Here is a 21,208-nt window from a genome sequence, read left to right on the forward strand (position 1 = left end):
GCCCTTCGGGCGTGTCCTCAATCGCCGGACGGGCTTGAATTCCCGCCGGTCGACCTGAAGATTCAGGCCTACCGGCGGAAAATTCAGCCTCGCCGGCGATTGAGGCGCGGGGGTACGGGGGCGGAGCCCCCGAAAGACGGGGTCTGGGGGCTTGCCCCCAGTTACGGGATCGCCGCAGGCGGACGCGCGGCCCCGGCTACGCGATGTGTTCCGCCTCAAGATCCGCCTGGTAGCGGTTCTTGAACGCCGGGATCAGCCGCCGCAACAGCGCCGAGCTGCGAGGGTGCTGAACCCCATGCCCGTCGTTCAGATGTATGTCGAGCTGGTCGGCGCTGGGAAAGTCCCCGTGCTGCTCCACATACGTCCGGAAGACCGGGTACGCCAGCTCGGCGAACTGCTCGTCCTCCGCCGGGCCGGGCGAGCCGGGGACATCCACCGGCTCGGGCTGCGGGGTCTCGACGCGCGGGCCGGGAACCATGCCGCCGAGGGGGCGGGTACGGCCGGGGCCCGCGGGTACGCGTACCGGGGTGGGCTCCAGGCCCTCCACGTACGTCGGGTTGAAGGCGCTCTCGTACGCCTCCTGATACGCCTCCTGCGGCACCTGCGGCGCGGCGAACCACGGGCTCTCGTGGTTGGTGACGCCGTTTGCGACCTCGTCCGCGATCCCATCCGCGACCCCGTTCTGGGCGGGACGGGGCTGCGGCACGGGCTGCTCCGCGTACTGCTCGTACGTCTCCGCGGGCCACTCCTGCCCCCGGGGCAGCTCGGGCTGTTGCTGTTGCTGCTGCGGTGCCGGGGGCAGCAGCATCGGCTCGACGCCCGCCGCGGCCAGCCCCGCCGGTGCCGTCTCCGCGAGCGGTACGCCGTACTTCGCGAGCCGCAGCGGCATCAGCGACTCCACCGGGGCCTTGCGCCGCCACGACCGCCCGAAGCGGGCCTGGAGGCGCGCCTGGTAGATCAGCCTGTCCTGTTCGAGCTTGATGACCTGCTCGTAGCTGCGCAGTTCCCACAGCTTCATCCGGCGCCACAGCTTGAAGGTGGGTATGGGGGACAGCAGCCAGCGGGTGAGGCGTACGCCCTCCATGTGCTTGTCGGCCGTGATGTCCGCGATCCGGCCCACCGCGTGCCGCGCCGCCTCGACCGAGACGACGAACAGCACCGGAATGACCGCGTGCATGCCGACGCCGAGCGGGTCGGGCCAGGACGCCGCGCCGTTGAAGGCGATCGTGGCGACCGTGAGCAGCCAGGCCGTCTGGCGCAGCAGCGGGAAGGGGATGCGCAGCCAGGTCAGCAGCAGATCGAGGGCGAGCAGCACACAGATGCCCGCGTCGATGCCGATGGGGAAGACCAGGGAGAAGTCGCCGAAGCCCTTCCGCACGGCGAGCTCGCGTACGGCGGCGTACGACCCTGCGAAGCCGATCGCGGCGATGATCACCGCGCCCGTGACGACGAGCCCGATGAGTATTCGGTGCGTGCGTGAAAGCTGCATCGCGGCCACCCGCGATCCCCTCCCGTTATTGAATCCAGCGGGGCACAGCCTGGCACATGCTTGCGGAGCCCGTCGCTCCGGGAGCGACGGGCTCCGTCAACAGGCTGTGAACGGAACCTACTTGCGGCCGTCCTGTGACCTGATCGCGGCCAAGGTGCCGGCTGTGGGCGCCTGCGTGCCGGGTCGCCGCCGCCTACTTGTTGGCGACTGCGACCGAGGCCACGGCCTCCTTCGCCGCCGCCACGGCGCCCTTCATCAGGTCGGCGGAGGCCGGCGCGTCGGCGCCCGCGTACCCCGTGCCGTTGTAGGTGAGGGTGATCACGATGTTGTCCGTACGCGTCACGATCGTGGCGTAGGTGAAGTCCTCGCCCGTCTTCTTCAGCTCGTAGCCGATCGCTGTAGCCGCGTCGCCGACGCCGCCCGCGGGCGACATGCGCACCTTCTTCGCGCCCTCGGCGGCCTGCGTCTTGGCGATCTCCTTGGCGTAGTTGTCCTCGGCGCGCTTCTTGCCGCTGACGCCGAGGGAGGCGTCGGACTCGTACCGGAGGAAGGAGACGTCGAGCCAGCGGTACTGCGAGCCCTTGACGCCGTTGTCGTCCAGGCCGTTCCAGGAGCAGCTGCCGCGGCTGGTGGTGTCGGAGGACCGGCCGGCCGTGCCCGCCTTGGACTTCGTCTCCGGCACCAGCTGCGTGATCGTCTTCGTGGCGATCGCCTTGCAGGGGTCCGGCAGCTTGGCGTACTTCGCGGGCTCGACGTTCGCCGGCTTCTTGCCGCCCTGGGAGGAGGCGGAGGAGGACGAGTCCGTGCTCGCGTTCTTGGCGCTGTCGGAGTCGGACGAGCAGCCGGCGACGACGAGCATCACCGGGACGGCTGCGCAGGCGAGGAGGCGAGTGAGTCGCGGGGCTGAACGGTGCATGGTTCCTTCAGTCGATCAGTCGATTGTCGTACGGTCTCTCCGGTCGGCCAGGCCACGGTACGCGGACTCGGCACGTCCGCGGGTGTGTCTCCGGATACGTACGCAATTGCGCGGCCCGTCCGCCGGACCCCTCAGTCGCTGAACTCCTCGGCGAGCCGGCCGGCCAGACTCTGGGCCTTTTCCTGCAGTTCCTTGCTGTCCGGGACCTCCGTCGTACGGGCGGGCTGCTCGACGTACACGATGGTCACGATCACGTTGGATGTGCGGAAGACCACGCTGACGGTGCGGCGCTGGGCGGTGGATCCGGCCCCGGCGCCGTCGAGAACGTCATTGAGGAAGGCGGCGTCGCCGAGGCCGTCGAGGACGCGGGGTTCGAGCCCGTCGAGGGCGCCGGAGCCGGACGGGGTACCGGAGTCGGAAGGAGTGCCCGTGGGGGGCGCCGATCCTGTCGGTGGCTTCGACTGCGAGGGGTTGGCGGAGGGCGAGACGCCCTGGCCCTTCTCGTCGCCGGTGTCGGCGGGGGCCGGCAGCGAGGCCGCGGTCTGCTTGGTGGCGAAGACCTCCTGCGCGCGGTCGTCGTCGCTGACCGCCGTGTCGTACGAGACGACACGCTCGAAGTCGAGGGTGAGGTGATGGGAGGCGTCCGGGGAGTCGGCGTTCCAGCTGCAGCCGACGCGGCGGTCGGTGTCGTAGGTGACGTCGGCGGTCCCACGGAAGATCTTCTGCTGCTGGTCGTCGGGCAGCTCGGCTGTGCCTGGCAGCAGATCCTTGAGGGTGGAGCGCCCTATGGAGCCGCAGGGCTCGCGCAGTGTGCGGTACTTCCCCGGCGCCGCGACGGGGCTCTTGGTGGCGCCGGCCTTGGAGTCGATGGCGGAGCCGTTGGTGCCGCTGTCAGCGGTGCAGCCGGCGACGAGTGCGACGAGGAGCGCCGCCAGGCCGGGTGCATACGCCTTTCGCGCCCTTCGCTGCACGGTCCCAGGCTCCCTTCGCGAGCGAAAAACGGTTGCCGCCCGATGGCGGCCGATGGACACAATGTCTATCGCACACGCAGCCGTGGATGCCGGTCCGTTGAGCCTTTTACCGACCTTGGCACCGGCTTTTGCGCTTTGAGGCTTTTGATGGTTTTTCGGGGGAATCGAGGAAGTATGTCGTACGTAGAGGTACCGGGCGCCAAGGTCCCGATCAGGATGTGGACCGACCCTTCGACGGTGGAGGGCGGTGCGATGCAGCAGCTGCAGAACGTCGCCACGCTGCCGTGGATCAAGGGCCTGGCCGTGATGCCGGACGTCCACTACGGCAAGGGCGCGACGGTCGGCTCGGTGATCGCGATGCACGGCGCGGTCTGCCCGGCGGCGGTCGGCGTCGACATCGGCTGTGGCATGTCGGCGGTGAAGACGTCGCTGATGGCGAACGACCTGCCGGGCGACCTGTCCCGCCTCCGCTCGAAGATCGAGCAGGCCATCCCGGTCGGCCGAGGGATGCACGACGATCCGGTCGACCCGGGGCGGCTGCACGGATTTCCGGCGGCGGGATGGGACGACTTCTGGAGCCGGTTCGACGGGGTGGCCGATGCGGTCAAGTTCCGTCAGGAGCGGGCGACGAAGCAGATGGGAACGCTCGGTTCCGGAAATCACTTCATCGAGTTCTGTCTCGACGAGTCGGGTTCGGTCTGGCTGATGCTGCACTCCGGGTCCCGGAACATCGGCAAGGAGCTCGCGGACTTCCACATCGGCGAGGCCCAGAAGCTGCCGCACAACCAGGGTCTGGTCGACCGGGATCTGGCGGTCTTCATCGCGGACACCCCGCAGATGGCGGCGTACCGGAACGATCTGTTCTGGGCGCAGGAGTACGCGAAGTACAACCGCGCGATCATGATGGGGCTCTTCCAGGACGTGGTCCGCAAGGAGTTCAAGAAGGCGAAGGTCACCTTCGAGCCGGTCATCTCCTGCCACCACAACTATGTGGCGGAGGAGCGGTACGAAGGCATGGACCTGCTGGTGACCCGCAAGGGAGCGATCCGGGCGGGCAGTGGGGACTTCGGCATCATCCCGGGCTCGATGGGCACCGGCTCGTACATCGTGAAGGGACTGGGGAACGAGGCGTCCTTCAACTCCGCCTCGCACGGCGCCGGCCGGAAGATGAGCCGGAACGCCGCGAAGAGGCGCTTCTCGACGCGGGACCTGGAGGAGCAGACGCGGGGTGTGGAGTGCCGCAAGGACTCCGGTGTGGTGGACGAGATCCCGGGTGCGTACAAGCCGATCGAAAAGGTGATGGAGCAGCAGCGGGACCTGGTGCAGGTCGTTGCGAAGCTCAAGCAGGTCATCTGCGTCAAGGGCTGAGGAACAGCACGCCGCCTGATCGAGGCCCCGGACTGATAGTGGTCCGGGGCCTTCTGCTCGTTGGGGGGTCTGTAAGCACTTCTGCTGGCCCCGGTGTACCGGCGGCATCTTGGAAGGCAGGCAAGCTCAGAAGCAGTCCGCGGGCATGTCCAGGGTGGTGCGGTCGAGGCTTTCCAGCAGCGCGAACTGCGCCTCCGCCCTGGGCAGTTCGTACAGGAAGAAGTACTGACCCGCCCGGCGCTTGCCCTCGTAGAAGGCGCCGCTGCGTCCGGCGGCGGCCAGCATCTGCTCCAGCCACATCCAGGCAACCACGACGTGCCCTACGGCCTCCAGATAGACCGAGGCGTTGGCGAGGGCGCTCTCGGCGTCCCCGGCCTCCCACAGGCGCCGCGTCACGGCGGCGACGCGGGCGACGGAGGCGTCCAGCTGCCGTCCGAAGTCGGCGACCTGGTCCTCCGCGGCCGCCGCGCGGGCGGTCGTCACGGAGACGGTCTCGATGAGCAGGCGAAGCCCCGCGCCGCCGTCCATGACGACCTTTCGGCCCAGCAGGTCGAGGCCGTGGACACCGTGCGTCCCCTCGTGGATGGGGTTGAGGCGGTTGTCCCGGTAGAACTGCTCGACGTTGTACTCGCGGGTGTAGCCGTAGCCGCCGTGGACCTGGATGGCAAGGTTGTTGGCCTCCAGGCACCACTGGGAGGGCCAGCTCTTGGCCATCGGGGTGAGCATGTCCAGCAGAAGCCCGGCCCTGGCCCGCTCGTCGGCCGTCGGGGCGGTGCGCTCGTCGTCCAGCAGCCGCCCGCAGTACAGGGTGAGAGCAAGCGCGCCTTCGACGTACGACTTCTGGGCGAGGAGCATGCGCCGGACATCGGCATGCCCGATGATCGGGATCTGGGGGGTGGTGGCGTCCCTGGCCGTGAGCGGGCGCCCCTGGGGCCGGGTGCGCGCGTAGTCCAGGGCGTGCAGGTAGCCGGTGTAACCGAGCGCTGTGGCACCGAGCCCGACACCGATGCGGGCCTCGTTCATCATGTGGAACATGTAGGACAGTCCGCGGTGGGGCTCCCCGACCAGGAAGCCGACCGCACCGGGGGCCCCGCCGGGCCGGAAGGCGCCCTCACCGAAATTCAGCAGCGTGTTGGTCGTCCCTCGATACCCCATCTTGTGATTGAGGCCGGCCAGGGCGACGTCGTTGCGCTCGCCGAGTGTCCCGTCGGCCCCCACCAAAACCTTGGGGACGATGAAGAGCGAGAGTCCCTTTACCCCGGGCGGGCCGCCGGGGATCCTGGCCAGGACCAGGTGGACGATGTTCTCCGTCAGTTCGTGGTCGCCACCCGAGATCCACATCTTGTTACCGAACAGACGGTAGGTGCCGTCGTCGGCCTGTTCCGCGCGGGTGCGCACATCAGCCAGTGAGGAGCCCGCCTGTGGCTCCGACAGGCACATGGTCCCGGAGAAGCGGCCCTCGACCATCGGGCGGACATAGGTGTCGATCTGCCCGGGGGTGCCGTGGGCCAGCAGCAGGTTTGCGTTGCCGATGGTGAGGAGGGGGTAGGCGGCCGTGCCCACGTTGGCTGCCTGGAACCAGGCGAAGCAGGCGTTGGCCACCACGCTGGGCAACTGCATGCCGCCCACCTCGTGATCCATGCCGCCGCCGATCAGCCCGCCGTCGGCGAAGACCTTCAGGGCCTCTTCGACTTCGGGGATGATGTGCACCCGCTCGCCGTCGAAGCGCGGCTCCTGGGTGTCGTTCTTCTTGTTGTGCGGGGCGAAGTGCCGGGCGGCGATCGTCTCGCTGAGGTCCAGTACCGCGTCGAAGGTTTCGCGCGAGTGGTCGGCGAAGCGGGGGCGCGCGGTCAGGGATTCAACGTCGAGCCACTCGTGCAGCAGGAAGTCGAGGTCTCGGCGGGAGAGCAGGAGGGAGGCCATGGTCCTCTTCTTCTCGGGTTCAGGTTGCTCGTTCGAGGGGGAGTGGAGCTGTCGTCGGTCGGTCAGACCGTGGTGCCGAGGCCGCCGTCGACGGGGATGACCGCGCCGGTGACGTAGGCGCCCGCACGGCTGGCCAGATAGACGGCGACGCCTGCCATGTCGTCCGGCCGCCCGATCCGGCGCAGCGGAGCTGCCTCCGCGATCGCCTCGCCCATGGCGTCCAGGGTCGCGGCCATCATCTTCGACTCGAAGGGGCCGGGCGCGATGGCGTTCACCGTGATTCCCTGGGGCCCGAGCTCCTTGGCCAGGACGCGGGTCAGGTGGTGCAGGCCCGCCTTGCTGGCCGCGTAGGAGTAGGCCGAGGCCGGGCTGACGTGCAGGCCGTCGATGGATCCGACGTTGATGATCCGCGCAGGGTCCTCCGTCGACCCGCCGGCGCGCAGCTTCGGCAGGAGGGCTTGGGTGAGCAGGAAGGGGCTGCGCAGGTTGAGGTCCATCACCTTGTCCCAGCCGCTGACCGGGAACTCGTCCAGGGGCGCGCCCCAGGTGGCGCCGGCGTTGTTCACCAGGATGTGCAGCCGCTCCTCCCGCTCGCCGATGTCTGCGGCGAGTCGGTGGCACTCCTCCTCGCGCGACAGGTCGGCGGGCAGCGCGACCGCCTGGCCGGGACCGGACAACCCGCGCACGGCCTCGTCACAGGCGTCCGCCTTGCGGGAGCTGATGTAGACCTTGGCTCCCGCTTCGACCAGGCCCCGGGCGATCATCAGGCCGATGCCGCGGGAACCGCCGGTCACGAGGGCGGTTTTGCCGGAGAGGGAGAACAGTGAGATCACGGTGGACTCCTGAGGGGGAGGGGCACGGGCAGGCTGTTCCCGCCCCAGGCTAGATACTAAGCAGTCGCTTAGCTGCTGGCCAAGCCTTGCGCCCACGGCACCCCATCCGTGCCTCACCCGCGCCTTCCACTGCCGGCTCGGCCTCGCCCTCAAATCAACGAAACTCATGCCCACCCACGCCGCGGGCGACCTGCCCAACGGCCTCCACCTCATGCTCAACACCCAGGACTTCGTTGCCGCGCCGGGGACATCAGTCGGCGACCGCCGACCGCTGACGCTCCCGATGTGCCCGCGCCATGGTCATCAGCCCGGCGAGGGCGTCCCGGGTTCGTACGAGGTCGGCGATGCGCTCGGACAGCCGGTCGCGCTCCTGCGCCATCCGCTCCAGCGCGGCGTCGGAGTTCTCCTCGTTGGGAGAATCGACGCACGGCAGCAGTTCGGCGATGGTGCGGCTGGACAGTCCTGCGGCGAACAGCCGCTGGATGAACGCGACCCGCTCGACCTCGTGGTCCGTGTAGTGCCGCTGCCCGCCGGCACTGCGGGTGCTGGTGAGCAGCCCCTGCTCCTCGTAGTAGCGCAGGGACCGGACGCTGACTCCGGCCCGTGATGCCAGCTCCCCGATGCGCACGTCGTCTCCCTCTGCTTGGTGTGAGCTGAGGCACAAAGCTTGCCCCTGACGTCAGTGTCAGGTTCTAGCGTAGCCGCCGCGCCCGGTTGTGCGGCGCCGATCACCAAGGAGCCATGACATGACGACCTTGTTCACCTCGTACCGGCTGGGGGACCTGACGCTGCCCAACCGGGTGGTGATGGCGCCGATGACACGGGTCCGTGCCGCCGCCGGCGGTCTGGCGACGCCGTCGATGGCGACCTACTACGCCCAGCGGGCCACGGCCGGACTGATCGTGAGCGAGGGGGTGCAGCCGAACGTGGTCGGGCAGTCCAACCCCGGCACGCCGGGACTGCACACCGACAAGCAGGTCTCCTCGTGGCGCCCGGTCACTGATGCGGTGCACGCCAACGGCGGACGGATTTTCGCCCAGATCATGCATGGCGGACGGGTTTCGCACCCCGACACCACCGGTATGCAGCCGACCGGCCCCTCGGCAGTCGCGGCCGAGGGGTGGAAGGTGTTCACCCCGACCGGGCTCCAGCCGGCGCCGATCCCGCGCGCTCTGGACACCGCCGAGGTGTCCGAGCACGCCGAGTCGTACGCCCAGGCCGCCCGCCGCGCCATCGACGCCGGCTTCGACGGCGTGGAGCTGCACGGCGCCAACGGCTATCTCATCTCGCAGTTCCTCTCGTCCAACGCCAACCTGCGCACCGACCGCTACGGAGGCTCGGTGAGCAACCGGATCCGATTCGCCGTCGAGGCGGTGTCCGCAACCGCCGAGGCCGTCGGCGCGGCCAGGACCGGAATACGCCTGTCCCCAGGCGTAACCTTCTGGGGAGTCGAGGAGACCGACGTCCCCGAGCTCTACACCGCGCTACTGACCGAACTGTCCCGCCTCGGACTGGCCTACATCCACCTCGAAGCCACCGCCGAGGAGGAAGTGCTGGCCGGCCTGCGCCGCGCATGGCAGGGCACCCTGATCATGAACCCGGTGCTCCCGATGGGACCGAAGCACACCGGCCGGGACGAGGCCGACCACTGGCTCGAGCTGGGGGCCGAGCTCATCAGCTTCGGCCGCGCCTTCATCTCCAACCCCGACCTGGTCGAGCGGCTGCGCACCGGAGTGCCGCTCGCTCCCGTCGACGAGGCCACGTACTACCAGGGCGGCGACGCGGGGTACTTGACCTACCCGGCATACCAGTACACGGCCTGATACCGCCCCCGCGGCGTCCGGACCCCGTGACGCATCAGGCAGCCCGGCGAACACCCCTCTTCTCTTCACCGCTTCAGAGGGCATCCAGGTCCACGGCGGAGGGGCAGGATGGTATCGCCGACGGCCTTGACCCCCGTTAGCGCGGGCCACGCGGATCGGCTTCTGGTGGGCCTGGATGAGCTGACGTGCGGTCACGCGGTGTGCTGATCCCATGCAGGGGTCGCCCATCTCAGGGGCGCCGATGTCGTTCGCGCTCGTGTGGATGATCACCGTGTGTACGCCGGTGTGGTCGAGTACTTCGCGCCGGAAGGGTCGGCGGCCTTGTCGACGTCGGATCACATCTGCTGTCTGCTGTCTGCTGTCTGCTGTCTGCTGTCTGCAGGTCGCAGCGCTATGCGGTGCGCTCGTGATCTGGCCCTGGGGCCCGCGGGCTGCGCGGAACTCCGCTCGTTGTTCAGGCCGTTCAGCATCGTCCTGGCGAAGGAGCTGTTGCCGTGGGCGGCCGGCGGCCTCGTCGCAGAGAACTGACGGGCCGGCACGACCCCGCGTGGCGCTTCACAGCGGCGGGCATCTTGGGGCGACCCGCACGGCGGTCGGCCTCCGGCGCTCACGCGCCTCCCGGCTCACCCTCCGGCGTCCTCTGCCGGATTGGCCACGCCCAGCAGGGCGAGGCAGATGTGCAGTACGGCGTCCTCCAGGGCGGGGACCTCGCCGATGCGCTCCTGGCGCAGGAGGCGGCAGACGGCTTCGTGTGTGGCATCAGCCGCGGCCATGTAGGTCTCATGGGGGACACGGCGGTAACCGGGAATCCTGTTGTGCCAGGCGCGCATCGACTCGGCGAACCAGGAGCGGCAGGCGTCCTGGTGCTCCCGCGCCCGGCCGCCGGCCGCCGCTGTCTCCAGGAAGAACGCTTTGGCGAATTCGGGCTCTTCGGCGATCAGCCCGAGAAAGGCACGGATCGAGGCACGAAGCGTCGCCACAGGGGAGAGCGACTTCGTCGACGAGCGGGCAAACGACGCCTCAAGCCGCTTGACCATCAGCTCGCGGCCCGTCTCCGCAGCGGCGATGAAGCACTCCTCCTTGTCCGCGAACAGCTCGTAGAACGTCTTGCGGGACACGCCCGCCCGAGCCGTCACATCGGCCACGGTCGCGGTGATGTAGCCCTTCTCGGCCACCACGACCGTCATCGCGTAGATCAGCCGCTGGCGCTGCGAACCCGTCACACGCTCCCGCGCGAGCCCGTGCGGCCCGCGGGGAAGGTCGGTCAGGCTCGGCTGCAGCAGCGGCCGGATTGGCTCTCTCATGAGTGAGAAACAGTCTGGTACATGTTATAGACGCAAGTGTTTCTCACCCGACGTCACCTTACGAGAAAGCAGGAGCGCACCTTCATGAGAAAACCAACTTCCCTTTCGACGCCGGCCGCCTTACTGGTGGCCCTCGCAGGGATCGTGGCCGCCCCGCCGACCTCTGCGCAAGCAGCCTCCGCGTCGGCGACCTTCACGGTCGACTCCACCGAAGACGCCGTGGATGCGGATGCGTCCGACGGCGTCTGCCGCACCGCCCGAGGCGCCTGCACCCTGCGCGCGGCGGTCATGGCCGCAAACGCCCAGCCCGGCAGCACCATCGAACTACCCGCCGCCCACTACCGGCTGACCATTCCCCCCAACCCCGACCAGCTCAACGGGCGCACCGCCGACCCGACCAAAGGCGACCTGAACATCCTCGCGCCGACCACCATCCGGGGGGCCGGTGCCCGGGAGACCATCATCGACGCCGACCACATCGACCGGGTCTTCCGCATGGGCGCCGACACGCAGCTGTCCGACCTCACCATCACCGGAGGAGACGCCAAGCAGCGGGAGGTGCCCATCACCGACCCCGGCGGCGGCGGCATCGCCAACGGCAAGAACATGACGCTGCGCCGGGTAACGGTAACGGGGAACCGCGCCGGCTACGGAGGCGGCATCTTCAACATCCCCGACTCCCACCTGACGCTGATCGACAGCACCGTCAGCCGCAACACAGCGGGCGAGGCCGGAGGTATCCGGTTCGACGACACAGGCACCGTGGTCAATTCGACGATCACGGACAACCGCGTGACCGACGACTGGGACCGGCCGGGCAGCCTGTCCGGATACGGCGGCGGCATCGACATACGCGGCACCGGCCTGGTGGACATCCGCAACTCCACAATCACCGGCAACACCGCCACCGACGGCGGCGGCGGGATCAACATCGCCCCCGCCTACCTGGACAGCCTGCCCTGGCCAATCCCCGACATCGTCGACCTGCCGCTGGGTCACCTGGCCCTGCGGAACACCATCATCGCCGAGAACACCGTCGGCCAGGCCGTCGGCAACTGCAAGAAGGCCTTCGCCACCATCGAATCACGGGGCAACAACCTCGACAGCGGAAACAGCTGCAACCTCACGGCCGGAGGCGATCTCCCTCACCGTGATCCCCGCCTAGCGCCCCTCGGCGACAACGGCGGGCCGACAGACACCGTGGCCCTACTGCCCGGCAGCCCCGCCCTCGACGCCGCCCTTGACTGCCCCTCCGCCGACCAGCGCGGCGTCCCGCGGCCTCAAGGCCCGGCGTGCGACATCGGAGCCTTCGAATACCAGCACTGACTCCCGCCCTGCCCCTTCCCCTCACCCCTCAAGGACTCCACGAACGCGTGGAGTCCTTGAGGCTTGATGAGCGCCACCGCCGCGGCCATCGTCATCTGGCTCCGCTCATGATCGACCGGACAGGGCCTAGCAGGCCATGGGCCTGTAGCAGAGGCGGATGGAGCGCCAGCTCCGGTCGAGGCGCTGGTCGGCCCCGTCCACGGCGACGCCGGTGATGATGTTCCCGCCGACCGTTGGCCATGGCTGCGAAGTCCTTGGCGACTTCGCGGTTGTCCTTGCTCTCCATCGACGCGACGTACCAGCGCAGCTACCGGTCTCGCTGTCGTTCGTCGTCCCCACTCCGCGCCGGACCGCGCCCGCCCCGCTCCTGGACCCGTAACGCCGGCGTCCCGTCACGGCTGGCGATTCCTTTCCCGTGGCGTGCCGCTGCGGCCTATCGGTGTGGACCAGTTGCACGGAGCGGGCAGACGGATGTACGACGTGGCCGTGCGAGATGGTCAGAGCAAGCTCGCGGAAGGAATCACGTTCCTCTTTCGGCTGCGCGGAGTGTGGTGCTTGCGGCAGCGTCTTCAACGTGGCGGGCGAGTACGCGGCCGCGAACTCGCCTGATGGAGCCGGTCAGTTGTAGTCACCACAACTATGTGGCGGAGGAGCGGTACGAAGGCATGTACCTGCTGGTGACCCGCAAGGGAGCGATCCGGGCGGGCAGTGGGGACTTCGGCATCATCCCGGGCTCGATGGGCACCGGCTCGTACATCGTGAAGGGACTGGGGAACGAGGCGTCCTTCAACTCCGCCTCGCACGGCGCCGGCCGGAAGATGAGCCGGAACGCCGCGAAGAGGCGCTTCTCGACGCGGGACCTGGAGGAGCAGACGCGGGGTGTGGAGTGCCGTAAGGACTCCGGTGTGGTGGACGAGATCCCGGGTGCGTACAAGCCGATCGAAAAGGTGATGGAGCAGCAGCGGGACCTGGTGCAGGTCGTTGCGAAGCTCAAGCAGGTCATCTGCGTCAAGGGCTGACAGCGTCTGCCGTACCCGCGAATGCGCGCTCAATGGTCTGCGGCTGCATGAGGTGGCGGCCGATCTGATTGCGCACGCGTGTCGGTGCCGTACTCGGGATCCGGCCTCGCGCCACACTGATCTCTGATCCGCGCGACCGGCGGCAGTCGGCCCGGGCTGCCGCCCGACGCTCCGATGCCCTGTCCAGGAGCACGTGCGAGGTAGGCGGGTCCGCACAGCGCGTTCTCTCCCGTTCCACGATCACGGCTTCGTGCGTTGCGACAGGAAGAGTGGGACGTCATGAGTGGTGGCAGCGCCTGGACCGGAGCTGCGGTTGCGGCCGTTACCGCCGGCTATGCGTTGTTCTCGCGGCGCCTGGCCTCGACGCCCGTGTCGGCTCCGATGGTGTTCACCGGCTTCGGGGTGCTCATCGGGCCGATCGGGCTGGACGTCCTCGACCTGGGCCACGACGCAGGTCCAGTGCTGACGCTGATCGAGGCCGCCCTGGCCCTCTTGCTCTTCACCGACGCGGCGACGGTCCACCGACGGGACCTGCGTACGGGCGGCTTCCTGCCACTGCGGCTGCTGGCGATCGGACTGCCGTTGAGTATCGGAGCGGGGTGGCTGTTGGGGTGGTCCTTGATTCCGGGCCTGACCCTGTGGGAGTTCGCGTTGCTCGGGGCGGTCCTTGCCCCCACCGATGCGGCGCTCGGCAAGACCGCCTGCTCCAGCCCTCGTGTCCCGCCCCTCGTGCGCCACGGGCTCAACGTCGAGAGCGGCCTGAACGACGGCCTGGTGCTTCCGTTCTTCCTCATGTTCCTCGCCGCGCTCCCCGGCACGGTCGCCTCCGAGGAGGGCGCGGGCGGAGTGTTCTGGCGGGCAGTGGTGGTGAGCACCGTGGTGGGCCTGGCCTTCGGGTGGGTCGGCGGGTGGCTGCTGACCCTGTCGCGGGACCGGGGCTGGGTGACAGGTGAATGGCAGCAGGTCCTCGTCCTGGCGGTGGCCTTCTGCGCGTACAGCGTGGCGACGGCCGTGGACGGAAGCGGCTTCATCGCCACCTGGATGGGGGGCTTCGCGTTCGGTGTGGCACTGCGCAAGGGTGAGCCGGCGGGTGGGGAGTCGGCCAAGGAGGGGCCCGCCGACCTGGCCGGGTACGTGGCCGGGCTGCTGGGGACCCTGAGCTTCCTGGTCTTCGGCGCGGTCCTGCTCGGCCCGGCGCTGGAGCACCTGAACTGGCGGATCATCACGTATGCGGTGCTCAGCCTGACGGTGGTCAGAATGCTTCCGGTGGCCCTCGCGCTGGCCGGCACCGGCGTGCGGCTGCCCACCGTCGCCTACGTCGGCTGGTTCGGGCCCCGCGGCCTGGCCTCCGTGGTCTTCGGACTCCTCCTGGTGGAGGAACACGTGCCCGGGATCGAACTGCTGGGCCAGGTTGTCGCGGTCACCATCGGCCTCAGCATCCTGCTGCACGGCATGTCGGCCCCGTACCTCGCCGACCGCTACGGGAACTGGTACGACGCCGCGAAAGCCGCCACCCCCGACCTGCGCGAAGCCCAGGACACGCCGGAAGGCGCCGGGAAACAGCACGGCGGCCCGCGACGCCTGCGCTGAGCCGGGCGGGATCTGCCGGCACGGGCCGCCACCGTCAACCCGGGCGGCCGCGGGCCTCCGTCAGGCCGGATGATCACCGACCTGGCCGTCCGCCCAGTATTTTTCGGCTTTCCGGATGCAGGTCAGCCGTCCGCTCGCCGGGACCAGCGGCTTCGTCTACAGATACGGCTTCGACGAGGGCAAGGGCAACAACGTCAACGACGGGTCCCAGCTGACAGTCTTCACCAGCGGGACGCTGCCACCGTGATCGGCCTCTTGCCTCGTCGAAGCGGGCCCCTTCAAGGTGCGCGTTTACCAGTCGCGCCCTCTTGAGGACGCTGCCTTGCAAACAGGTTTCCTTCAACCACGCTCCTTCGAGCCGGGCTTCAGGCAGCCAGGCACCTTCCAGGCGAGCCTGGTTCAGGACGGCCTTCTCCAGCCGGGCGCGGGCCAGACGCGCCCTTTCCGCGGGCCTTGTCATTTGCGGTCCAGTGGGCGTGCGGCCCACCGGTGACCTGAAGGGCGACGGGCCATACGACCTCATACGGCCCATCAGCGACCAGCAGTTCCTCTGATCGAGGCAGGCCCTCACCGAGATGATTCGGTGGGTCCGGGCCGCGCGCCCGGGCGGGTCGGCGGTTGTTGCCCCGAGGGGCCTAATGGGGGCCGCCATCCGTATGGATTTCCCGATGTTCTGAGCGCAGGTGCGCCGACGATGCCGAGGAAAGGGTTACGTCTGTCGCGTCTCTACGGCGCCCCCGGATCAGTTCCCTCACCCGTCTCCGGCCAAGCGGAGGGGGGAGGGTGGCGGGCCGCTTGAACCGAGAGGAAGAAAACGCATGAATAAGCGTCTCGTGCTTGCTGGATCCGCTCTGATGGCGAGCCTGGGTCTGTGCGCGGCGGCAGTACCGGCCGCGGCCGAGCCGGTGAACGGAAGCGACGACGTAAGCGGCGTAAGCATCGACTGCGGCGACGTCGCCGGACTCATCGACGCGGTGAACCAGGCGAACATCGACGGTGGCACGATCAAGCTCGCAGAGCGCTGCGCCTACCGCTTCGAGGACGACTTCGAGGACTCCGGCAACGCCCTGCCTGCCATCACGGGCGACGTCACCATCCTCGGCAAGGACTCGACCCTGATCCGGTCCTCGCAGCACGGCGCCTCGCTGTTCCGCCTCCTCGCCGTCAACGAGGGAGGCAGTCTGACCCTCAAGGGGGTCACGGTCGCCGGTGGCCTCGTCGACGGGGACGGTGCGGGGATCGCGAACGCAGGCACCTTGAAGCTGCTACGGAGCACTGTCGCCGGTAACCAGGCCACCGGGAACGGCGGCGGCATCTCCAACGAGGGAGGGGACGTCACCCTCGACGAAAGCCGCGTCATCAACAATGCGGTCTTCGACGCCGACACCGACGCCGGGGACGGCGGCGGTCTCAGCAACAACGCGGACGGCACCCTGACGATCAAGAGTTCCACCATCGCGGGCAACTCCTCGGAGGAGGACGGCGGCGGCATCGAGAACTGGGGCACGCTGGCCATCGACGGCAGCCGTATCGTCAATAACGTGGCCCGTGACGACGACGGCGGCGCCATCCACAACCTCGGCACTGCCACGATCGACAACAGCAAGATCACCGAAAACTGGGCCGGCATCGACGGCGGCGCCATCGACAACGGTGAGGACGCGACGCTGGACGTTCTGGCCACCACCTTCAGCCGCAACGTGGCGGGCCGGGACGGTGGTGCCATCAACAACGAAGGCACCGCGACCCTGACGGACAGCTGGGTCAAGAAGAACCAGGCGGGCCGGGACGGCGGCGGCATCAACAACGAGCAGGAGGCGGGCGCCGACACCGCCGAGCTGACGCTCGAAGGCACGAAGGTTTCGGAGAACCGCGCCGCCGGTGTCGGTGGCGGCATCAACAACTGGGCCGGGGGCGTCGTCACGCTCGACGAGGACAGCAGCGTCACCGAGAACGAGCCCACCAACTGCGAGGGCGACGTTCCTGGCTGTGACGCGGTCGCCTCCGCCGCAGTGCAGCAGAACAAGGGGTGAACCCCTGACACAGCGCGAGGAATCCGGTTCGGCCGCCGTCGGGGGATCAACGGCGGCCGAAGCCGCATCCGCGTCAGCCCTGTCCGGGGCCGGCCTCAGAGTTTGCGGTGCACCTTGGCGTTGGAGGCCTGGGCGCGCGGGCGGACCACCAGAAGGTCGATGTTGACGTGGGAGGGGCGGGTGACCGTCCAGGTGATGGTGTCCGCCACGTCCTCCGCCGTGAGCGGCTCGGCCACTCCCGCGTAGACCTTCGCGGCCTTCTCCTCGTCGCCGCGGAAGCGGGTCGTGGCGAACTCCTCGGTCCTGACCATGCCGGGGGCCACCTCGATCACCCGGACCGGGGTGCCGACGATCTCCAGACGGAGGGTCTCGGCGAGGACGTGGGCGCCGTGCTTGGCGGCGACATAGCCACCGCCGCCCTCGTAGGTGGCGTGGCCGGCGGTGGAGGAGAGGACCACGACCGTGCCGTCGCCGCTCGCGGTGAGGGCCGGGAGCAGGGCCTGGGTGGTGTTGAGGGTGCCGATGACGTTGACCTCGAACATCTGACGCCAGTCGGCGGGGTCGCCGGTGGCGACGGGGTCCGCACCCAGGGCGCCGCCGGCGTTGTTGACGAGGACGTCACAGCGGTCCAGGGATGCGGCGAACTCGTCGACTGCCGGACGGTCGGTGACATCGAGGGCGTACGCGGTGGCACGGTGCCCCGCGCCGGTCAGTTCGTCGGCGAGAGCCTCGATGCGGTCCTTGCGGCGGGCGGTCAGAACCACCTGGTACCCGGCCGCGGCGAGCCTGCGTGCGGTGGCGGCGCCGATGCCGCTGCTGGCTCCGGTGACGACGGCGACGGGGGTCCCAGCGGCGGTCATGTCCTGCTCCTCGCGCGTGTGATCGACAATACGGCCAGGATAGGCGGCCCACCCGGCGGACGGCTTCTGGTCTCAGCGGCCCCGGGGGCCGTACATGATCAACGCCCGGTGATCGCCTGGCCGGCACCGACGATTCAGCGGTATCTGACGGCGGAGCAGCCGCAGGGCATTTGGTCCGTACAATCTCTGCATGACGCAGAAGAACGCGGCCGGGCGCGACGCGCTGCTGACCGGGCGCAGCAGGCTGATGGACGAGCTGTCCACCGCCTCGCGGCGCTACATGGCCTCGTACGCCCTGTTCAACCAGGCCCTCGCCGACCATCTGCGGCTGCACCCCACCGATCTCCAGTGCCTCAATCTGCTGGGACTCGAACCGGGTCCTGTCACCACCGGGCGGGTCGCCGAGCTCACCGGGCTGACCACGGGGTCCGCGACGCGGCTCGTCGACCGGCTGGAGCGGGCCGGGTATGTCACGCGTGAGCGTGACGCCGAGGACCGCCGGCGGGTGCTGGTGACCCCGGTGCCCGAGCGGATGGCGGAGCTCGGCGCGGTGTGGGAGAAGCTGAACGGCTCCTGGTACGCCATGTTCGCCGCGTACAGCGACGAGGAGATCGCCCTCCTCACCGCCCATATGCGACGGACCGTGGAGCTCAGTGCCGCGCAGATCGAGCGCCTGCGGGGCGGCGAGTTCTGACCGTGCCGAGGCCGTGGGCGCGCCCGCGCGCGGCGGTGAACTATGCGGCGGCCCCGCCGAATTCCCGCACGGCCTCCTCGACGATGGCCTCCAGGCGGGCGTGGTGCGCGCCCCGCCAGTACACCCGGTCGCAGGCCGTGCACTGCGCGAACACGTCGTACGAGCGCTGCGTGCCCTGCTGCAGCTGGTCCTGGACCGAGTCCTTGTCGGCGTCCGCCAGTCGCCCGTTGCACGCCGTGCAGCGGGTCCACGGCGCCAGCGCGGGCGCGAACCGCTCCAGTACGTCACGGAGCTGGTCGTCCGGCCGGTCGCTGTAGATGTACGCCCCCGCCCAGATCTCCCGTCGCCGCAGCAGCCCGCGGTCCCGGGAGAGCAGCACCCGCCGCTCCTTCGCCGAGAGGGTGGCGAGCGCAGGGTCGCCGATGTCCTCGTTCTCGTACGCGGCGTCGACGCCGAGGAGCCGCAGCCGCCGCGCCAGCGTGCCGAGGTGGACGTCGAGCAGGAAGCGGAGCGGGGCGCCGGGGACCTGCTGCGGCCGCTCGACGCCGTGGACCTCGACGCTCTCGCCCGCGCTCGGGATGTGGGACACGGCCACCTCGCGGCCGTCGACGAGCAGCCGGCCCGCCTCGGTGAGCGGGACGCCCAGCGACTCGATGACATGGCCGAGCGTCGACGATCCGTCGGTGACGAGGGCCGTACGCCCCTGCCGGCGCTCCGACGGGATGAAGAGGCGCAGCTCAGGGGCGACGCTGAGGTGGATTTCCGGTCCGTTCACGCCGCCAGCATGTCATCGGGCGGCGCGGAAGGCATCCGCGTTCTCCTCGGCCCAGTCGGCGAAGGTGCGGGCGGGATGGCCGGTCAGTTCCTCGACGGTCGTGGTGAGGGGGGCGGGCGAACCGTCCGTCGAGGCCCAGTAGTTGAGCAGTCCGTCGGCGAAGGCGCCGGGCAGGTAACCGGCAATGGATTCCTTCCAGGCCTCGCGCGTCACGGTGTTGAAGGGGAAGGGGCTGCCGACGGCGCGTTCGAGGATCGCGAGCTGCTCGGTGAAGGTGAGCGATTCGGGGCCGGTCAGGTGGTACGTGCTGCCGCGCAGCCGCGGCTGGGTGAGCACCGCGAGCGCGGCCTCTGCGATGTCCCGCTCGTGGATCGGATCGCCGTAACTGCCGGGATACGGCAGGTCGATCGAGCCTTGGGACTCCAGTGCCCAGCGCCACTGGAGCGCGTTGCCCGCGAAGGCGCCGGGCTGCAGGACGGTGCTCTCGACGGGCGAGGCCGCGAGCGCCTGCTCGACCGCGAGATGGGACGCGGCGATCGGGTTGTCCGCGGCGTCGGGGTCGAGGACGGAGCTCGACGAGAGCAGCACTATGTGTTCGACGCCCGCGGCCACGGCCTCGTCGAGGAAGGCGCCGATGTGCGACGGCTCGGCGTACAGAAACACGGAGGTGACGGAGTCGAGGGCGGCCGGGAAGGTCGCGGGATCGTCGAGGGCGCACTTCACGGCGCCGGCGGCCGCGGGCAGGCTGAGTTTCTCGGGGGCTGCGGATGCGGCGCGGACATCGGCTCCGGCCTGGTGCAGGAGCGTGATGAGGGTGGAGCCGACTTTGCCGCGGCTGCCGGTGACGAGCACGGTCATGACTGAGGTTCCTTAAGGGAGTTGTGTGCGATGCGGCTCGGACGACGCGGAGAGGCCGCTCCGAGGGCAGGGGGCACGCAGTCGCAACGCTCAATTAGGCGATGTTGCGCAGAATCTGCGTGACGCAGATAAATATCCGTGAAGAGGTGCCTGCCCGTCAAGCACATTAAGTGCGCGTGAGCCCGCCCCGCCTTGCCGGGGGCCTAGCCTCGCGGAGGCGCCTGCAGGTCCAGCCGCCAGTCGTTCGACGTCGCCACGGTGCCCGGCGGGTACTCGAAGTCGCACTCGCCCATCAGCTCGAAGCCCGCCTTCCTGCACACCGCGTTCGAGGGGCCGTTGTCAGGGGGCGGGAACGCGTGCAGATAGCGGTGCTTGTGCTCCGCCCGTGCCTCCCCGACGACCGCCACCGCGCCCGCCGTCGCTATTCCCCTGCCCTGGAAGGCGGACAGGACGCTCCAGCCCGTCTCGTACACCTGCTGTCCGTGCCACGGCTTCTCCCAGAAGCCGACCGCGCCGGCCGCCTCACCTGTCTCCGCCAGGACGATGCGGTACATCCGGCCCCTGCCCGTACGGTCGGAGCTCAGCTCCACATAGCGCTGATGCCGCGTGATCAGCTGTTCTTCCGTCTCCGGGCCTCCCAGGTGCGTCATCAACTCCGGTGCGTTCGCAGCGTGCAGCAGGTCGAAGTCGTCCTCGGACCATGGCTCGATCCGTACCTCCGGTGCTTTGATCTCCATGTCACGCACTGTAAGACGCAGGTCTGACAACCGGGGGTCCCGAGGATGAGCTTCACCGGTGTGTGGGTGATCGGTGCCGTGTCCGACGCCGAAGTCGTCGCCCTGCCCGGGCGCTTCGCCCACCTGGAGGGGGAGTGGACCATGCCTCCCGGCTACGCCGATGACCTGGCGTGGTGGCTCAGTGGCGGCGACCGCGAGCCGTACTTCACGCCCGAACCCACGCCCGCCGCGCTCCGCTTCGCCGCCTTCGCGCGCAGCGTCGGCCCGAGCGCACCGGCCGTGATCGCCATGAAGGAGGCGGGCATGGACCTCCTCCGTGCGGCCGAAGGCAGCGCTGCGTTTGTCGCCGCCGCCCGCAAGGGGGACCCCGCCACCGCCCTCTATTACGGCCTCGGGGCGGAGGCTGCCGCCCGGCTCCCCGGCTGGTTCGGCGACTTCCTGCTGACCGCCGCCGAAGTACGGGCCGTCCTCCCGCACGCCGAGTCCGTGCTCGCCGTCCACGGGCCCCGCCGTACGGAGATCCTCGCGCGCATCAATGCCTGGATGTCGGCCATGAGTGACGACTCCGGCTTCGACGCGAGCACGCTGCTGGACGGGCCGCTGCGGGTGCTGCGGTATGCCGCAGCCAACGGAACCGGGGCGGTCGGAGTCACCGAAAGCTACTGAGATCCACTGAGAGTTGCTGAGGG

Annotated in this window: 20 protein-coding genes and 1 pseudogene; 9 read left to right on the forward strand and 12 right to left on the reverse strand. The window is 69.4% G+C overall.

All coding sequences use genetic code 11. The features are described from left to right. Positions 1 to 196: 196 nt before the first annotated feature. The 3 genes from ACQEVG_RS22290 to ACQEVG_RS22300 form a co-directional block, all read right to left on the reverse strand. On the reverse strand, positions 197 to 1,498 hold the full coding sequence (locus ACQEVG_RS22290) for a DUF2637 domain-containing protein (RefSeq protein WP_432986689.1): 1,302 nt from the start codon (positions 1,496 to 1,498) through the stop codon (positions 197 to 199). A gap of 184 nt (positions 1,499 to 1,682) precedes the next feature. After that, on the reverse strand, positions 1,683 to 2,405 hold the full coding sequence (locus ACQEVG_RS22295; protein ID WP_432986691.1) for a DUF3558 family protein: 723 nt from the start codon (positions 2,403 to 2,405) through the stop codon (positions 1,683 to 1,685). 131 nt (positions 2,406 to 2,536) lie between these two features. Then, positions 2,537 to 3,376, reverse strand: coding sequence for a DUF3558 domain-containing protein (locus ACQEVG_RS22300; protein WP_432986693.1), 840 nt, complete (start codon positions 3,374 to 3,376; stop codon positions 2,537 to 2,539). Between the two features lie 174 nt (positions 3,377 to 3,550). Here ACQEVG_RS22300 and ACQEVG_RS22305 point away from each other — a divergent pair, with 174 nt between their 5' ends. Then, entirely contained in the window at positions 3,551 to 4,744 is a 1,194-nt protein-coding gene (locus tag ACQEVG_RS22305) for an RtcB family protein (RefSeq protein ID WP_432986695.1), read from the forward strand. A gap of 126 nt (positions 4,745 to 4,870) precedes the next feature. Here the strand turns inward: ACQEVG_RS22305 and ACQEVG_RS22310 are convergent, their stop codons facing one another. The 3 genes from ACQEVG_RS22310 to ACQEVG_RS22320 form a co-directional block, all read right to left on the reverse strand. Continuing rightward, complete coding sequence (locus ACQEVG_RS22310) at positions 4,871 to 6,667, reverse strand: acyl-CoA dehydrogenase (protein ID WP_432986697.1); 1,797 nt, start codon at positions 6,665 to 6,667, stop codon at positions 4,871 to 4,873. Positions 6,668 to 6,729: 62 nt separating this feature from the next. After that, complete coding sequence (locus ACQEVG_RS22315; protein WP_432986699.1) at positions 6,730 to 7,500, reverse strand: SDR family oxidoreductase; 771 nt, start codon at positions 7,498 to 7,500, stop codon at positions 6,730 to 6,732. A 250-nt stretch (positions 7,501 to 7,750) separates the two neighbouring features. Next, entirely contained in the window at positions 7,751 to 8,128 is a 378-nt protein-coding gene (locus ACQEVG_RS22320; protein WP_432986701.1) for a MerR family transcriptional regulator, read from the reverse strand. Positions 8,129 to 8,246: 118 nt separating this feature from the next. On the opposite strand from ACQEVG_RS22320, the gene ACQEVG_RS22325 reads away from it, so the two are divergent. Then, positions 8,247 to 9,323 (forward strand): alkene reductase, encoded by a 1,077-nt coding sequence (locus tag ACQEVG_RS22325; RefSeq protein WP_432986703.1) that lies wholly within the window; start codon positions 8,247 to 8,249, stop codon positions 9,321 to 9,323. Between the two features lie 623 nt (positions 9,324 to 9,946). On the opposite strand, the gene ACQEVG_RS22330 is transcribed toward ACQEVG_RS22325, so the two are convergent. Beyond that, complete coding sequence (locus ACQEVG_RS22330; protein WP_432986705.1) at positions 9,947 to 10,627, reverse strand: TetR/AcrR family transcriptional regulator; 681 nt, start codon at positions 10,625 to 10,627, stop codon at positions 9,947 to 9,949. Positions 10,628 to 10,711: 84 nt separating this feature from the next. Between ACQEVG_RS22330 and ACQEVG_RS22335 the strand changes: the two genes are divergently transcribed. The 4 genes from ACQEVG_RS22335 (at position 10,712) to ACQEVG_RS22350 (ending at position 14,809) form a co-directional block, all read left to right on the forward strand. Continuing rightward, positions 10,712 to 11,953 carry a choice-of-anchor Q domain-containing protein gene (locus ACQEVG_RS22335; RefSeq protein WP_432986707.1) on the forward strand — a complete coding sequence of 414 codons (1,242 nt, stop codon included), beginning with the start codon at positions 10,712 to 10,714 and terminating at the stop codon, positions 11,951 to 11,953. A 239-nt stretch (positions 11,954 to 12,192) separates the two neighbouring features. Continuing rightward, a complete protein-coding gene (locus ACQEVG_RS22340; protein WP_432986709.1) occupies positions 12,193 to 12,972 on the forward strand; it encodes an RtcB family protein in 780 nt (259 codons plus the stop codon). Between the two features lie 279 nt (positions 12,973 to 13,251). After that, positions 13,252 to 14,562, forward strand: a complete 1,311-nt coding sequence (locus tag ACQEVG_RS22345; protein ID WP_432986711.1) for a cation:proton antiporter — start codon at positions 13,252 to 13,254, stop codon at positions 14,560 to 14,562. A gap of 115 nt (positions 14,563 to 14,677) precedes the next feature. After that, positions 14,678 to 14,809 (forward strand): hypothetical protein, encoded by a 132-nt coding sequence (locus tag ACQEVG_RS22350; RefSeq protein WP_432993201.1) that lies wholly within the window; start codon positions 14,678 to 14,680, stop codon positions 14,807 to 14,809. Positions 14,810 to 14,830: 21 nt separating this feature from the next. Here ACQEVG_RS22350 and ACQEVG_RS22355 read toward each other — a convergent pair. Further along, positions 14,831 to 15,214: pseudogene (locus tag ACQEVG_RS22355) on the reverse strand (pentapeptide repeat-containing protein); the annotation flags it as partial. A 166-nt stretch (positions 15,215 to 15,380) separates the two neighbouring features. Between ACQEVG_RS22355 and ACQEVG_RS22360 the strand changes: the two are divergent. Beyond that, entirely contained in the window at positions 15,381 to 16,595 is a 1,215-nt protein-coding gene (locus ACQEVG_RS22360; protein ID WP_432986713.1) for a hypothetical protein, read from the forward strand. Between the two features lie 95 nt (positions 16,596 to 16,690). Here ACQEVG_RS22360 and ACQEVG_RS22365 read toward each other — a convergent pair whose 3' ends face one another. Further along, complete coding sequence (locus ACQEVG_RS22365; RefSeq protein WP_432986715.1) at positions 16,691 to 17,455, reverse strand: SDR family NAD(P)-dependent oxidoreductase; 765 nt, start codon at positions 17,453 to 17,455, stop codon at positions 16,691 to 16,693. Positions 17,456 to 17,645: 190 nt separating this feature from the next. Here ACQEVG_RS22365 and ACQEVG_RS22370 point away from each other — a divergent pair, with 190 nt between their 5' ends. Continuing rightward, positions 17,646 to 18,149 carry a MarR family winged helix-turn-helix transcriptional regulator gene (locus tag ACQEVG_RS22370; protein WP_432986717.1) on the forward strand — a complete coding sequence of 168 codons (504 nt, stop codon included), beginning with the start codon at positions 17,646 to 17,648 and terminating at the stop codon, positions 18,147 to 18,149. A 40-nt stretch (positions 18,150 to 18,189) separates the two neighbouring features. Here the strand turns inward: ACQEVG_RS22370 and ACQEVG_RS22375 are convergent, their stop codons facing one another. The 3 genes from ACQEVG_RS22375 to ACQEVG_RS22385 form a co-directional block, all read right to left on the reverse strand. Then, on the reverse strand, positions 18,190 to 18,924 hold the full coding sequence (locus ACQEVG_RS22375; RefSeq protein WP_432986719.1) for a Mut7-C RNAse domain-containing protein: 735 nt from the start codon (positions 18,922 to 18,924) through the stop codon (positions 18,190 to 18,192). 12 nt (positions 18,925 to 18,936) lie between these two features. After that, positions 18,937 to 19,782: an NAD(P)H-binding protein gene (locus tag ACQEVG_RS22380; protein ID WP_432986721.1), complete on the reverse strand. Its 846-nt coding sequence runs from the start codon at positions 19,780 to 19,782 to the stop codon at positions 18,937 to 18,939. Positions 19,783 to 19,985: 203 nt separating this feature from the next. Beyond that, positions 19,986 to 20,519, reverse strand: coding sequence for a GNAT family N-acetyltransferase (locus tag ACQEVG_RS22385; protein WP_432986723.1), 534 nt, complete (start codon positions 20,517 to 20,519; stop codon positions 19,986 to 19,988). Positions 20,520 to 20,564: 45 nt separating this feature from the next. Between ACQEVG_RS22385 and ACQEVG_RS22390 the strand changes: the two genes are divergently transcribed. Next, positions 20,565 to 21,185 (forward strand): hypothetical protein, encoded by a 621-nt coding sequence (locus tag ACQEVG_RS22390; RefSeq protein WP_432986725.1) that lies wholly within the window; start codon positions 20,565 to 20,567, stop codon positions 21,183 to 21,185. The last annotated feature ends 23 nt before the right edge of the window (positions 21,186 to 21,208 follow it).

This window comes from Streptomyces sp. CA-135486 (assembly GCF_050936555.1).
Lineage (GTDB): Bacteria > Actinomycetota > Actinomycetes > Streptomycetales > Streptomycetaceae > Streptomyces.